The 13592-nt window shown below is 70.0% G+C and carries 11 protein-coding genes; 6 read left to right on the top strand and 5 right to left on the bottom strand.

Translation table 11 applies throughout. The features are described from left to right. The first annotated feature begins 25 nt into the window (after nt 1-25). Genes Aco04nite_RS06575 through Aco04nite_RS06565 form a run of 3 tightly spaced genes read left to right on the top strand, consistent with a single transcriptional unit; the run spans nt 26 to nt 3687 of the window. The gene (locus Aco04nite_RS06575) at nt 26-1519 is read left to right on the top strand and encodes an aldehyde dehydrogenase family protein (RefSeq protein WP_212996272.1); all 1494 of its coding nucleotides are present in this window, start codon (nt 26-28) and stop codon (nt 1517-1519) included. 24 nt (nt 1520-1543) lie between these two features. Continuing rightward, nucleotides 1544-2188, top strand: coding sequence for an ABC transporter ATP-binding protein (locus Aco04nite_RS06570; RefSeq protein WP_212996271.1), 645 nt, complete (start codon nt 1544-1546; stop codon nt 2186-2188). Continuing rightward, the gene (locus Aco04nite_RS06565) at nt 2185-3687 is read left to right on the top strand and encodes a DUF6297 family protein (protein ID WP_212996270.1); all 1503 of its coding nucleotides are present in this window, start codon (nt 2185-2187) and stop codon (nt 3685-3687) included. The genes Aco04nite_RS06570 and Aco04nite_RS06565 overlap by 4 nt, the downstream gene beginning before the upstream one ends. A 3-nt stretch (nt 3688-3690) precedes the next feature. On the opposite strand, the gene Aco04nite_RS06560 is transcribed toward Aco04nite_RS06565, so the two are convergent. The 4 genes from Aco04nite_RS06560 to mce all read right to left on the bottom strand — a co-directional run bounded on the left by Aco04nite_RS06560 (nt 3691) and on the right by mce (nt 9536). Next, nucleotides 3691-5181: an AI-2E family transporter gene (locus Aco04nite_RS06560; protein WP_308161624.1), complete on the bottom strand. Its 1491-nt coding sequence runs from the start codon at nt 5179-5181 to the stop codon at nt 3691-3693. 541 nt (nt 5182-5722) lie between these two features. Continuing rightward, the gene (locus Aco04nite_RS06555) at nt 5723-7216 is read right to left on the bottom strand and encodes a Laminin subunit beta-1 (RefSeq protein WP_244875812.1); all 1494 of its coding nucleotides are present in this window, start codon (nt 7214-7216) and stop codon (nt 5723-5725) included. Between the two features lie 226 nt (nt 7217-7442). Next, nucleotides 7443-8786 carry a DivIVA domain-containing protein gene (locus tag Aco04nite_RS06550; protein WP_212996269.1) on the bottom strand — a complete coding sequence of 448 codons (1344 nt, stop codon included), beginning with the start codon at nt 8784-8786 and terminating at the stop codon, nt 7443-7445. A gap of 279 nt (nt 8787-9065) precedes the next feature. Further along, on the bottom strand, nt 9066-9536 hold the full coding sequence (gene mce / locus Aco04nite_RS06545; RefSeq protein ID WP_244875784.1) for a methylmalonyl-CoA epimerase: 471 nt from the start codon (nt 9534-9536) through the stop codon (nt 9066-9068). 110 nt (nt 9537-9646) lie between these two features. On the opposite strand from mce, the gene Aco04nite_RS06540 reads away from it, so the two are divergent. Together Aco04nite_RS06540 and meaB are read left to right on the top strand one after the other, a co-directional pair. After that, nucleotides 9647-10837, top strand: a complete 1191-nt coding sequence (locus Aco04nite_RS06540) for an acetyl-CoA C-acetyltransferase (RefSeq protein WP_212996267.1) — start codon at nt 9647-9649, stop codon at nt 10835-10837. Nucleotides 10838-10839: 2 nt separating this feature from the next. Further along, nucleotides 10840-11799 (top strand): methylmalonyl Co-A mutase-associated GTPase MeaB, encoded by a 960-nt coding sequence (meaB, locus tag Aco04nite_RS06535; RefSeq protein ID WP_212996266.1) that lies wholly within the window; start codon nt 10840-10842, stop codon nt 11797-11799. Here the strand turns inward: meaB and Aco04nite_RS06530 are convergent. Continuing rightward, on the bottom strand, nt 11773-12369 hold the full coding sequence (locus Aco04nite_RS06530; RefSeq protein ID WP_212996265.1) for a PadR family transcriptional regulator: 597 nt from the start codon (nt 12367-12369) through the stop codon (nt 11773-11775). The two genes, meaB and Aco04nite_RS06530, sit on opposite strands and share 27 nt — an antisense overlap. Nucleotides 12370-12424: 55 nt before the next feature. Between Aco04nite_RS06530 and Aco04nite_RS06525 the strand changes: the two genes are divergently transcribed. Then, nucleotides 12425-13570 carry an FAD-dependent oxidoreductase gene (locus Aco04nite_RS06525; protein WP_212996264.1) on the top strand — a complete coding sequence of 382 codons (1146 nt, stop codon included), beginning with the start codon at nt 12425-12427 and terminating at the stop codon, nt 13568-13570. Nucleotides 13571-13592: the final 22 nt, after the last annotated feature.

Raw genomic sequence — 13592 nt, 5'->3', positions numbered from 1 at the left:
CTGAATGCGACTTAGACTCACGTTCATGACCGATACGCGTACGCCCGGAGTGCCCGCGATCGAAGACGGGGCGCTCGTATCGACGAATCCCGCGACCGGTGACGAGGCGGGACGCGTACCCGTGTCCGATGAGAAGGCCGTGATCGCCGCCGTGGATCGCGGCAGGGAGGCCGGGGTCTGGTGGGCCGCGCTGGGTTTTGACGGGCGGCGCACCCGGTTGCTGCAGTGGCGGGCGCTGATGGCTGAGCGGATCGAGGAGCTCGCCGACCTGACCCATGTCGAGACCGGGAAGCCGGTGGCCGACGCCGTCGTCGAGGCGCTGGCGGCGATCGAGCACATCGACTGGGCCGCCCGGAACGCGAAGCGCGTGCTCGGGCCGCGCAAGGTCCGGTCCCGGCTGGTGGTCGCCGAGCATTCCGCTCATCTGGAGTACCAGCCGTACGGTGTGGTCGGGATCATCGGGCCGTGGAACTATCCGATCCTGACGCCGCTGGGTCCCGCTTCGGGTGCCCTGGCCGCGGGCAACGCCGTGGTCCTGAAGCCGAGCGAGTACACGCCTGTGGTCGGGCAGTGGCTGGCTGACACGTTCGCCCAGGTCGTTCCAGAGCACCCGGTCTTCCAGGTGGTTCACGGGCTGGGCGACGTCGGGGCAGCGCTCTGCCGCTCGGGGATCGGAAAACTGGCCTTCACCGGGTCGACCGCGACCGCGAAGAAGGTCATGGCGGCCTGCGCCGAGAACCTGGTACCGGTGATCATCGAGGCCGGCGGCAAGGACGCGATGATCGTGGATGCCGACGCGGACGTGCAGGCCGCGGCCGAGGCCGCCGTCTGGGGCGCGATGACCAACGCCGGGCAGACCTGCATCGGCATCGAGCGGGTGTACGCCGTGGCGCCGGTCTACGACGAGTTCGTGGCCGCCGTTGTCGCCAAGGCAGGCAAGCTGAAGCTGGGCGAGGACATCGGCCCGATGACGATGCCCGGGCAGCTCGACGTGGTCCGGCGGCACATCGACGAGGCCCTGGCCAGTGGCGGCCGGGCGGTGCTCGGCGGCGCGGACGCCGTGCAGGCGCCGAGCGTCGCGCCGACCGTGCTGGTCGACGTGCCCGAGGCGTCGGCGGCGATCCAGGAGGAGACGTTCGGGCCCACGCTGACCATCTCGAGGGTCGTCGACGCGGACGAGGCTCTCGCGAAGGCCAACGCGCTGCCGTACGGCTTGGGCGGAGCCGTCTTCGGGAAGAAGAACGCCGTCCGGATCGCCCGGCGGATGCGGTCCGGCATGGTCTCGGTGAACTCCGCGATGGCCTTCGTCGGCATGGCCACGCTGCCGTTCGGCGGTGTGGGCGACTCCGGGTTCGGACGCATCCACGGCGAGGACGGGCTGCGCGAGTTCGGCGTTGCCAAGTCGATCACCGTGCGGCGCGGGCCCTCGCTGCTGCCGGCGATGACGTTCGAACGCACCCCCGCGCAGGTCCAGCGGATCGTCAAAACACTCAAGCTGCTGTACGCCCGTCGCCCCTGACAGCGCACCTGTTAGCGTCGCACGGTGCAACGTTCCGCGATCTCTGTACGCGGCCTGTCGGTGAGCTACGGCTCCACCCCGGTGCTGGTGGACGTCAACCTGACCGTCGTCGAGGGTGCGGGCGTCTGCATCACCGGCGAGAACGGCATCGGCAAGTCCACGCTCCTGCGCTGCATCTCGAGCCTGCAGAGCCCGGACGCCGGCGAGATCGAGGTGTTCGGCGGCCCGCCCGGCTCCACTCCGGAGTTCTGGCGGGCGGTCGCGACCACGGTCGAGCCCCCCACCTGGTACCCGGGCCTGACCGCCCGCGAGCACGCCGAGCTGGTCTGCCGCGCGCACGGCGTCGACGCCGAGGAGTCCGGCGTCGACGAGGCCCTCGAACGCTTCGGCCTCGCCTCGCACGCCGACGCGATCCCGCCGTCGCTGTCATCGGGCCAGAAGCAGCGGCTCACGCTCGCCCTGATCCTGCTGCGCCCGAGCAAGCTGCTGATCCTCGACGAACCCGAACAGCGCCTCGACCCCGACGGCCGGGCCACGGTCGCCGCGATGATCGCCGAATACCTCGCCGGCGGCGGCAGCGTCCTCATGGCCAGCCACGACGACGCCTTCAGCTCCGCGGCGGGTATGAGCCCGATCAGCATGACCGACCTCCACCCGGTCCAGGCATGACGATCCCGGCGGTCAGCGTCACCGAGGTGCGCGGCTGGGTGCGCACGCGGCAGGCGGCGCACAAGGAGCGGGGCGAGACGCTCGGCAACTTCTACTTCGCGCTGCTCTTCATCGCGATCGTCGGGGGCATGCTGCACCGGCAGCTGGCCGTCGTCTTCTGGCCGTCGGTGCCGAACGCGTCCCAGCTCGCCGGGGTGTCGATCATCGTCGCGCTGATCGGGGGCCTCTACATCGCGCTGCGCCGGCTCGGTCCGCTGGCGCTGAGCCGCCCGGCCTCGTCGTGGCTGCTCATGGCCCCGGTCAGCCGCCGTGTCCTGCTGCTGCCGTCGCTCGGCGCGGCGATGGCGACCGCCGCGATGACCGGCGCGCTCGGTGCCCTGGCGATCATGGGTCACGTCCTCGCGCGCCCGCTGGCGGAGCAGGTGGTGGCGTTGCCGCTGCTGGGGGCGCTGGCCGCGAACGTACTGCTCCTGATCGCGCTCGCCGCGCAGGCGGACCGCTGGTGGTCGGGCCTGTCGGACAACATCGCCTATCTGCTGCTCGCCGCCGGTCTGGCCGGGCTGGTCGTCGACTCGGCCGTGCACGCGCCGCGCGCGCCCGCCGGGTGGCCCCCGGCAGGGTCGGTGCTCCCGGTCGTGGGTGGGCTCGCGCTGGTCGTGATCATCTTCTTCGCCCTTGCCGTACGCACCCTGGGCCGCACTCCCAACGATCGCATCCTGGAAGCCGCCAAAACGGCGGGTACGCTCGCCGACTCGGCATTCGGGGTCGAGCCGTCCTTCGTCACCGACATGCTCGAACGGCGATACTGGGCGCGGCGGAAGCTGCGGTCGATGCGGTTGTGGCGGCGGGTGCCCGTACTCACCGCTCAAGATCTGTTGCTTCTGCGCCGGAGGCCGCGCCGGTTGCTCTGGCTTGCCGGTGGGGCCGCGCTGCCGTCGCTTTTCGGGTCCGCGCCCGGGTGGGTGCTGGCGATCGCGGTGGTCCTCGGCGGCATGTTCGCCGGCGGCGTGACCACGAGCAACGTACGCACCGACACCGGCAACCCGTGGATGCTGCGGATGCTCGGGATCAGCTCCCGCGACTCGGTGCTGCAGCGCTGCTACGTGCCGGTCGCGCTGGCCACCATCTGGTACACAGCGGCGCTGGCACTGCTGCAGATTCTCGGCGAGCTCCCGGCCGGCCCGTGGTGGGCGCTGGGGATCGTGCTGGGACCGGTCGGCGGGGTCGCGGCGGTGCGCAAGGCCCGCACGGGCTTCGTCAACAACTCCATCCTGCCGTTCGACACCCCGATGGGCTCGTTCTCGCCCGGCCCGCTGCTCGCCTCGCTGGCCGGGGTCGACGTGCTGCTCCTCGGCGTACCGACGATCGTGCTGATCGCCCAGGGCAACCCGCTCGACCTGACCGGAGTGATCATCCAGGCGACCCTCTCGGTCCTCGCCGCCCGCGCCTACCTGGCCGGAACCACCGCGAAGGAGCGCGTCGAGCTCAGCGGACCCTGACCGCTACTTGTGCTCCATGCTCGGGTTGACCACCTCGCGGACGATCAGCTGGACGGCGGCCACCATCGGAATGGCGACCAGCGCCCCGATCACGCCGAAGAGCCCCACACCCAGCAGCGCCGCGGTCACCGCCGCCACGTCGCTGACCTTCACCGAGCGCCGCATCACGTTCGGGTAGATCAGATAGTTCTCGATCTGCTGGTAGATGATGAAGAAAACGATGCAGATGATCCCTGTGGTCAACGAGTCAGCCAGCCCGATCAGACTCACGATCACCGCACCCAGCGTCGCCCCGATCTGCGGAATCAGGTCACAGACCGCGATCACCACAGCCAGCGCGAACGGGTACGCCAGCCCGACCACCGTCGCGAACACCCACGTCGAGATGCCCGCCAGCACGGCGATCGACAACGCCCCGACCATGTAGGCGCCGACCTTCGTGAGAATCTCGTCGGTCAGCAGCCGCACCCTGTCCCGGCGCGACGCGGGCACCAGGGCGTACCCGGCATTCTTGATCCGCTCGAAAGACGCCATAAAATAGATCGTCAGCACGATCACGGTCAGAACGTTGAAAATGGTCCCGAAGAGCAGCTTCGCCCCGCCGACAACCCCACCCAGCGCATTGGTGACGGTCCCGGCATTGACCGCGCTCTGCACCTTCTCCAAAATGTCGTAACGCTGCACCAGCTCGCTGACGGTCTCATTACGCTGCAGACTCGCAATGAAATCCGGGACGTTCTCAATAAGCTGCCCAGTCTGCGTGACCAGCGGCGGAATCAACGCCACCACACCACCGCAGAGCAACAGCACCACAGCAAGAGCCATCACGGTAACAGCCAGCCCCCGCGGCAACCCCCACCGCCGCAACCGCATAACCGCCGGATTCAACCCGATCGCCAGGAACAGCGCAATAAAAATCAGAACAAGAATCGACGCGGCATTGCGCAGCCCCACAAATATCCCGTACGCAACAATCACGCCGAGCCCACCCGTAAGCCCGATCAGAAACGGATTCCGCCTATTGAGCGGCGGCCCAGGCGCCCCGAACTGCCCACTCGCCTCAGCCCGCTCCACGGCATCCACCCGCCTCGCCCGCTTCTCCACCTGTCGGGGCACCGACTCACCCTCCGGCACCGACTCACCCGGTTCGGCCCGGACCAGCGCGGTCTCATCGTCTGGCGCGGCCTGGTCTGGCGCGGCCTGGTCTGGCGCGGCCTGGTCTGGCGCGGTCTGGCTGGGCGCGGTCTGACCCTGCACGGTCTGGTCTGGTGTGGTCTGGCTGGGCGCGGTCTGGCCTTGCTCGGTCTGGCCTTGCTCGGTCTGGCTCTGCTCGGTCTGGCTCTGCGCGGTCCGGGTTTGCACGGCCGGCGCCGGCGCGGTCTGTGCTGGCCCGCCGGTCTGTGCTGGGCCTGGCTGGGTGGGGCCGGTCTGAGTCGGCGATGGCACGGGGTCGTCGGCCGGCACCTCGGTGGGGCGGGGGTCGTCGGCCGTCACGGTCTACCTCCACGGGAGAGAAATGGGAGTTCGCCCAAGGCGGCGACGCACTCCCCGGCGGAAATGTATCGACCCGGCGCACTCCTCGCCACCCAGCTGGTCCCCATCCCTCGGTGGGCGTCACCACCAGCCAAGACTTCGTCCGACAGGGGGCAATGTCGAAAAGTTGTGCACAATTAAATTGTGCACAACCTAATCACGTAGCACTAGCCAAGAGTTGGTCTCGGGCGCGAGTCGCCCTCATGCCCGCCGCCTGCCTCGCCGTGCCCGCTCAATTTTGTCCTGCGGCAGGCTCGGGCACCCGGCAGGCTCGGGCACCCGGCAGGCTCGGGCACCCGGCAGGCTCGGGCACCCGGCAGGCTCGGGCACCCGGCAGGCTCGGGCACCCGGCAGGCTCGGGCACCCGGCAGGCTCAATCACTCGGTAGAGCCTTATCGACCTGACAGGACCCGCTAGCCGGGGGAAGCGTTCCCGTGTAAGAAAAGCCGCGGCCCGGGGCGTGATGCCCTGGGCCACGGCGATGATGCTGTGGAGCGACGAATCAGTCGGCGTCGACGCCCACCCGGCTCGGGCCCGGGCGTGCGGTCACCTTGGCGGAGGCGGTGACCTTGGAGGGGTTGGCGTCGGGCTTTTCCGGCTGTTGCGGTGCCACTGAAGCGGTTCCGGTAGCGGTAGCCGGGGCGTTGTCCGTGCTGCTGGCGACCTTGGTGGCGACGGGGGCGATAGCGGCGGCGGGGACGGCAGCGGCCGGGGGTGTGTCGTCGTCGTCATCATCGTCGTCGTCCGGGGAGGCGGCTGCGGCGAGGACGGCGGCTGCGGCGAGCTCGGCGACTCGTTTGGCTTCCTTTTGGACCTGGCGGCGGACTTCGGTGGCTCGGCGTTCGGCGGCTTCGCCGGCGGCCTTGGCGGTTTCGACGTGTTTGAGGGCGGCTTCGAGCTCCAGCTTTACCTCGGCCAGGCGCTTTACGGAGCGCTCGGCTTCCTGTTCGGCTTTGGCGGAGCGTTCGGTGGCCGCGGAGGACTTCTTCTCGGCTTCGGCGACCTTGGCCTGGGCGGCTTCGAGGTCGCGGGCGAGGCCGGCGATCTTGTCCTGGTGGGCGGCGATGTCCTTGCGGATGGCGGTGGCCTGCTCGTCGGAGCGGCGGAGGACTTCCTCGGCGTACTTGTCGGCTTCGCTGCGGAGGTCGGCGCACTGTTTCTCGACGCCGGTGCGCATCTGGCCGAGCTCTTGGACGACCTCTTGGCGGCGCTGGCTGACCTCGCGTTCGACCGCGGCCTTGGCGTCGGTCTTTTCGCGGTCGGCGTCGGCGCGGAGCTTGGCGATCTCCTGCTGGGTCTTGTCGCGCAGGCCCTTGATCTCCTGGTCCGCCTGCAGGCGGGTCGACTTGGCGTAGCCGACCGCCTCGGCGCGGGTCTTCTGGACCTCCTGGGCCGTGCGCTCGGTGAGCTGCTGGGCCTCGGTGCGGGTGCGGGTCAGGGTGGCCTCGGCCTCGGCGCGCATCTGCTCGGCGGACTGGCGGGTGGCGGCGAGGGCCTTGTCGGCGGCGGCGCGGCGGGCGACGTCGGCCTTCTCCTCGTCGGCGCGGCGGGCGGCGAGGGTGATCTCGAAGTCGCGGCCGGCGTCGTGGGCGTGGGCCTCGGACTCGGCGCGGATGCGCTCGGCCTCGGCTAGGCGGGCCTTGATGTCGGCGCTGGCGTCGGTCTTGATCTGCGCGGCGACCTCTTCGGCCTTGGCGAGCAGTTCCTCGACCTTGGGGCCGAGGTGGCGGAAGGAGACGTCGGCGCCGAGGCTCGGTTGCCGGCGGGCCTGGGAGAGCTCCTGCTGCAGCCGGTCGATCTGGCCCATCATGGCCTGGTTCTGCAGCTGGGCGTTGTCCCGCTCGCCGATCAGCGTGGCGATCTCGGTCTCGGCACGGGCTACGTACCGCTCGACCTGTTTCTTCTCGTAACCCCGCAGGGCGGTCTCGAAGCTGGGCTCCGGTGGCGTCTCTCCACCGAGACCGAAGATTTCCCCGCCGTGCGACATGCTTTCCATCCTCACATACGCATCGTCCCGCGACGTGTCGATACACACCGGCCTGGCGGGGACTGTGCGTCTAGTTGCTTATCGTCGTGTGCTCAGGCTACGTGCGAAACGCAATGCGGGCCGTGCCGGAAGTTCTCCGGAACGGCCCGCACACAACGTTTTGCACAGCCGCCCGGTCCTCTAACCGTTACCCACCCGCCGGGGTGGCGCAACCGGAGACTGAGTGGCGAATGACTCAGCTGCCCTTGGCCGCGACCTCGGGAGCCTCGACGTCCGCGTCGTCCTCGCCGGTGCGCTGCGCCGGTGCCTCGGCGGCCGGGGCCGCAGGGGTGGGCTGAGCTGCGGCGGGCTGGGCGGCGGCGGGTGCGGCGGCGGCGACTGCCTGGGCTGCCGCGGCGGGGCCGACGGTGGGCACCAGGCCGGAAAGACCGGAGAGCATCTGGCCGAGCTGGTTGGTGACCTGGTCCTTCTGACGGGTGAGGTCCTCGACCTGGCGCTTGGCGGCCTGGGTGGTGATCTCGGCCTCCTGACGCGCGTCGCCGAGCAGTCGCTGCGACTCGCTGCGGGCCTCGCTGACCGTCTTCTCGGCGAGGGCGCGGGCCTTCTCGACCGTCTCGACGGAGTGCCGCTCGGACTCGAGGCGCCGGTTCTCTGCGCGCTGCTCGATCTCCTTGGCGCGGTCCTCGGCGGCGCGGGCGCGCTCCTCGGCCTCGGACACCATCTTCTGGGTCGCGTTGACCTGGGAGGCGTGCCGCTCGGATTCCTCGCGCTCGGCCTTCTCGCGACGCTCGGCGATCTCCATGGCCAGGGCCTGGAGGTCCTTGTCGCGCTTGTCGCGGGAATCGGTGAGCAGTTTGGTCGCCTCGGCGCGCTTCTCCTCAGCCTCGCGGGCTGCCTTGGCCCGCAGCTGGGTGATCTCCCGCTCGGCGGTTGCCCGCAGCGACGCCACCTCGCGTTCCACGGTTGACTTCAGCTCGGCGACCTCGTGCGCGGTGACCGTGCGCAGCTGCTTGGTCTCGCGGTCGGCGTCGGAGCGCAGCGTGTCGGCCTCGCGACGTGCCTGCACCCTGTTCTCGGCGGCCTCGCGCTCGGCGTGCGTGCGCAGCTGCCCCGCGTCGCGCTCGGCGGTCGCCTTCATCGCGGCGGCCTCGGCGCGAGCCTTGTCCGTGATCTCACGCGCTTCGAGCCGAGCTGCGGAGAGGATGCCCTCGGACTCCCGCTTGGCCTCGCTACGGTGGTCGTTCGCCTGCTCCTCGGCCAAGCGCAGGATCTGCTCCACCCGGGTGCCCAGCCCGGACAGCGTCGGCCGATTGTTCTCCTCGAGGAGCTTGTTGCTGTCGGCCAGCTTCTGCTCGAGGGCGTTCAGACGCTGCTCGGCCTGTCGCAGGCGGCGCTGCGCGTCGTTCATCCGCTGTTCGGCCTCGCCGCGGGCCTGCTCGGACTGGTTCAGCGCGGCTACCAGCCGGCCTAGGTGCGCGTCGACCTGACCGCGGTCATATCCACGCAGGACAACGGTGAAGTCGTGCTGCGAATTCGCGGTTTCGAAGAAGGCGAGATTGGCATCCTGCTGCTGGGGCATTGCGACATACTGGCAGACCCCCCAGGGGGCAACGCAAGAGCGTACTGGCCGGGTATTCCGGCCTGAGATCACCTTCGTCCTGGTCGCCGAGGGCCGATGTCGGCCGTTCGGCCAGCGCTCACGAAGGGCGTCCGCACGCTGTGCCCGCACCGCTACCTGCTGTGCAGGCTGGGCGCCGGAGATCGTCTCACAGGGTTGCCCCGGGCCGCTCCTCGATGGTCCCGATCCTGCCAGTCCGCAGCGGCGGCGTCAGGATGTTTCACCCTTAAGGTGGATGAATCAGGCCGGTTCGACCAACTCCACGAGCACCCCGCCCGCGTCCTTGGGGTGCACGAAGTTGATGCGCGACCCCGCTGTACCCCGGCGAGGGCTTTCATACAGAAGGCGCAAACCCCGGGCCCGCAATGCGTCGCTCGCGGCTTCCACATCCTTCACGGTGTACGCCAATTGCTGGAGCCCCGGCCCGTTGCGATCGAGGAACTTCGCGATCGCCGAGTCGGGTCGTAGTGGCGCGAGTAACTGGATCCGCGCCCCGGTCCCGTCCGGGTCGGCGGCGATCATGGCCTCGCGGACGCCCTGCTCCTCGTTGCGTTCCTCGTGCACGCAGTGCATGCCGAAGGTCTCGGAGTAGAAGGTCAGCGCCTCGTCCAGGTCGGCCACGGCGATCCCGACGTGATCGACGCGCAGGAGTCCGACCTCGGGCAGTTGCATCGGTTTTCCGTCGCGGGAAAGCTCGGGCAAAGAATCCATGTCGGAGAGTGTGACATTGTGGCGGTGGGGACCGCTGGGTGACTTATCAGACATCCAGCTACGCTGACCTTAACCCTCGTTCAGCACCGGATATTGAGCGGAGCCTTCTCGTGACCAGCTCGGTGATTGTCAGCGGCGCCCGTACCCCCATGGGTCGTCTTCTCGGCAACCTCAAGAACGTCTCGGCCACGGCGCTGGGCGGCCACGCCATCGCCGCTGCGCTGCAGCGCGGCGGGGTCGCACCGGAGCAGGTGCAATACGTGATCATGGGGCAGGTGCTGCAGGCGGGCGCCGGCCAGATCACCGCCCGGCAGGCCGCCGTCGCCGCCGGGATCCCGATGAGTACGCCCGCGGTCACCGTCAACAAGGTGTGCCTCTCCGGGCTCGACGCGATCGCGCTGGCCGACCAGCTGATCCGGGCCGGCGAGTTCGACATCGTGGTGGCCGGCGGCATGGAGTCGATGACCAACGCACCGCACCTGATGCTCGGTCAGCGCCAGGGTAAGAAATACGGCGACATCCTCGTCCGCGACCACACCGCTTTCGACGGCCTGATGGATCCGTGGGCGGGCATCTCCATGGGCGAGTCGACCGAGGCCAGCGGCAGGGACCTCGGCATCACCCGCACCGAGCAGGACGCGTTCGCGGCGCTCAGCCATCAGCGGGCCGCCGCCGCCCAGCGCGAGGGCCGGTTCGCGGACGAGATCGTGGCGGTCCCGGCCGGGCTGCGCAACAGTGACAAGGTGATCGACACCGACGAGGGCGTACGCCCCGACGCGACCACCGAATCGCTCGGTGGCCTGCGCCCGGCGTTCGCCAAGGACGGCACCATCACCGCGGGCAGCGCGTCACCGATCTCCGACGGCGCCGCCGCGGTCGTGGTGATGAGCCGCGCGAAGGCCGAGGAGCTGGGGCTGACCTGGCTCGCGGAGATCGGGGCGCACGGCAACGTCGCGGGCCCGGACAACTCGTTGCAGGCGCAGCCCGCCAACGCGATCCGGCACGCGCTCGGCAAGGCCGGTCTCGGCGTCGACGACCTCGACCTGATCGAGATGAACGAGGCCTTCGCGCAGGTGGTCATCCACTCGATGCGCGAGCTCAAGGTGAACGAGGACATCGTCAACGTCAACGGCGGGGCGATCGCGCTGGGCCACCCGATCGGGATGTCCGGCGCCCGCCTGGTGCTCACCCTGGCGATGGAGCTCAAGCGCCGCGGCGGCGGCACCGGCGCTGCAGCCCTCTGCGGGGGTGGCGGGCAGGGTGACGCCCTCATCATCAAAGTGCCGGGCAGTAACGAGTGAAGATGGTCGGCAACGTCCTGACGCTGGTCGCCCGAGCGAGAGAGGGTGACCCGCGTTCGGTCGCACGGCTGATCAGCATGGTGGAGAACGGCGACCCCCGGCTGCGGGAGGTCGCCGCGGCCCTGGCGCCGTTCGCGGGCCGCGCCCAGGTCGTCGGGCTGACCGGTTCGCCCGGGGTGGGCAAGTCCACCACCACGAACGAGCTGGTCCGGGCGTTGCGCCGGGCCGGGCGACGGGTCGGGGTGCTGGCCGTCGACCCGTCGAGCCCGTTCACCGGCGGCGCCATCCTCGGCGACCGGATCCGTATGCAGGAGCACACGACCGACCCGGGCGTGTACATCCGCTCGATGTCGACCCGTGGCATGCTCGGCGGGCTCAGCGTGGCGACCCCGCAGGCGGTCCGGGTGCTGGAGGGTGCCGGCTGCGACGTGGTGCTGGTCGAGACGGTCGGCGTGGGGCAGGCCGAGGTGGAGATCGCCTCGCTCGCCGACACGACCCTGGTGCTGCTCGCGCCGGGGATGGGTGACGCCATCCAGGCGGTCAAGGCCGGGATCCTGGAGATCGCCGACGTCTTCGTGGTCAACAAGGCGGACCGGCCCGGCGCGGACGCCACCTACCGCGACATCCAGGGCATGCTGAGCCTCGGTGAGCGGGAGCCCGGCGACTGGCGCCCGCAGGTCGTGCGCGCGACGGCGGTCAAGGGTGAGGGCATCGACGAGGTGGTGGCGGCGATCGCCAAGCACCGCGAGTGGCTCGAGGGCTCCGGCAGGCTACAAGCCGCGCACGAGAAGCGGGCCGCTGTCGAGGTCGAGGCGATCGCGCTGGCCGCGCTCCGGGCCCGGATGGGTGACCTGGGCGACGGCACTGCGCTGGGCAAGCTCGCTGCGCAGGTCGCCGAGGGTGTGACCGATCCCTACGCGGCGGCCGATGCGCTGTTAGCCGAACTCGGCGAGCGTTTCTGAGATCATCTCGAGGCTCCAGGTCAGCCGTCCGGCGCCCAGGTCGTCGATCACCGACGACAGCCAGGTGATCTCGGCCCGCAACATCGCCACCCGGTACTCGTCCTCGATCAAGAAGATGCGGGGCATTCCCGGCGGCGCCTGCGCCTCGACCTCTGCCAATCGCGCCTGTTGCGCCGCGATTCGGCGTACCAGCAGATCCCGCACTTGATCGGGGTTGAGACTGACGGCGAAGGCGAGCGCCGCCGGGAATTCCGGGAACTCCCGGGCCGGCGTGGGGAGCGCCTCGATCAGCCAGAGGTGCAGCGCCTCGCTGCCCGCTGAGGTGATCTCGTAGGCGGTCCGTTCGGGTCGTCCGGCCTCGCGTGCCGTGCCGCCGGGCCGGGCCAGGCCGTCGCGCACCAGCCGGTCCAATGCCTGGTAGACGCTGTTGCGCTGGGCCACGTTGACCAGCTGGTCCTGCCCGCGCTCCTTGATCATCTGCTGCATCCGGTAGGGGTGCATCGGCGCCTCGGACATCAGCGCCAGCAGCACCATCGCGAGCGGCGCGCGCCGGGATGCAGCGGTGGTCATGGACCCCAGCCTAAGGGGCTTGCCGAGTCTTAGTCATAAGATGCATAGTCATTACATGACTAAGACCGCGATCGTGGCGGGCGGCGGGATCGCCGGGACCGTCGCCGCCCTTGCCCTGCACCGCGCCGGGTTCACCCCGCACATCTACGAGGCCGGCGACGCCGCCGAGGACGGCGCGTTCGTGACCGTCGCCGCCAACGGGCTCAACGCGCTGCGCGACCTCGGCCTCGACCCGGCGGAGCTGCTCGCTGCGGGCTTTCCCACGCCCCGGATGCGGTTGCGAGGAGCGAAAGGCCAATTCCTGGCGGACCTTCCGCTGGGCGACACCACGACGACCATCCGCCGCGCCGATCTCTATCAAGGCCTCCGTGCGTCGGTACGCGCTGCCGACATCCCGATCACCTACGGAAAACGCCTGGTCAGCGCCGTGCCGGACGGCGCCGGGGTGCGAGTCGGATTCAAGGACGGTCTGGAGGTACGCGGGGAGCTGCTCATCGGTGCCGACGGGCTGAACTCGCGTACGAGAAAAGCCCTGGACCCGGCCGCCCCCGCCCCGCGCTACCTCGGTCTGCTCAACGCCGGCGGGTTCACCGACGGCCCGGTCGTGGACCCGCCTGAGCCTGGCGTCATGCAGATGGCGTTCGGCAGGCGTGCGTTCTTCGGCTGGGCGACCGCCCCGGACGGCTCGGTGTGGTGGTTCGCCAACCCGGTCCGCCGCGAACCGGTCGAGCGCGGGGAGTTCACCGCGACGAGCTGGCGGAACTACCTGCTGGACGTGTTCGCCGACGACCCGTTTCCCGCCCGCGAGCTGATCGGAGCCACCAGCGTCGCGCTCGGCCCGTGGAACACCTGGGACGTGCCACGGCTGCCGGTGTGGCACGACGACCGGATCGTGCTCGTCGGCGACGCGGCCCACGCGGTGTCCCCGTCGTCCGGGCAGGGCGCGTCGATGGCGATCGAGGACGCGGTGGTTCTCGGCCGGTGCCTGGGTGCTGAACGGATTCCGGCCGCGCTCTCGGCGTACGAAAGAATTCGCAGGCCGAGGGTCGAGAGAGTGGTCGCCTACGGCAAGCGCAGCGGTAGCACCAAGGCCGCGGGTCCGATCGGCGCGAAGGTCCGGGACGCCCTCACACCGTTGATCATGCGGATGCTCCACCGCAGGGGCAATCCGCAGGCCTGGATCCTGGATCACAGGGTCTGAATCTTCAATCCGCGCACCCGGC

Source organism: Winogradskya consettensis (genome assembly GCF_018332715.1).
GTDB lineage: Bacteria > Actinomycetota > Actinomycetes > Mycobacteriales > Micromonosporaceae > Actinoplanes > Actinoplanes consettensis.
This window is presented reverse-complemented; position numbering and strand designations above follow the sequence as displayed.

Bases quoted from the DNA above. Each gene is read 5' to 3' on its own strand.
- Aco04nite_RS06575 (WP_212996272.1), top strand. From the start codon at position 26: ATGACCGATACGCGTACGCCCGGAGTGCCCGCGATCGAAGACGGGGCG.
- Aco04nite_RS06565 (WP_212996270.1), top strand. From the start codon at position 2,185: ATGACGATCCCGGCGGTCAGCGTCACCGAGGTGCGCGGCTGGGTGCGC.
- Aco04nite_RS06555 (WP_244875812.1), bottom strand. From the start codon at position 7,216: ATGGAAAGCATGTCGCACGGCGGGGAAATCTTCGGTCTCGGTGGAGAG.
- Aco04nite_RS06550 (WP_212996269.1), bottom strand. From the start codon at position 8,786: ATGCCCCAGCAGCAGGATGCCAATCTCGCCTTCTTCGAAACCGCGAAT.
- mce (WP_244875784.1), bottom strand. From the start codon at position 9,536: ATGGATTCTTTGCCCGAGCTTTCCCGCGACGGAAAACCGATGCAACTG.
- meaB (WP_212996266.1), top strand. From the start codon at position 10,840: ATGGTCGGCAACGTCCTGACGCTGGTCGCCCGAGCGAGAGAGGGTGAC.
- Aco04nite_RS06530 (WP_212996265.1), bottom strand. From the start codon at position 12,369: ATGACCACCGCTGCATCCCGGCGCGCGCCGCTCGCGATGGTGCTGCTG.
- Aco04nite_RS06525 (WP_212996264.1), top strand. From the start codon at position 12,425: ATGACTAAGACCGCGATCGTGGCGGGCGGCGGGATCGCCGGGACCGTC.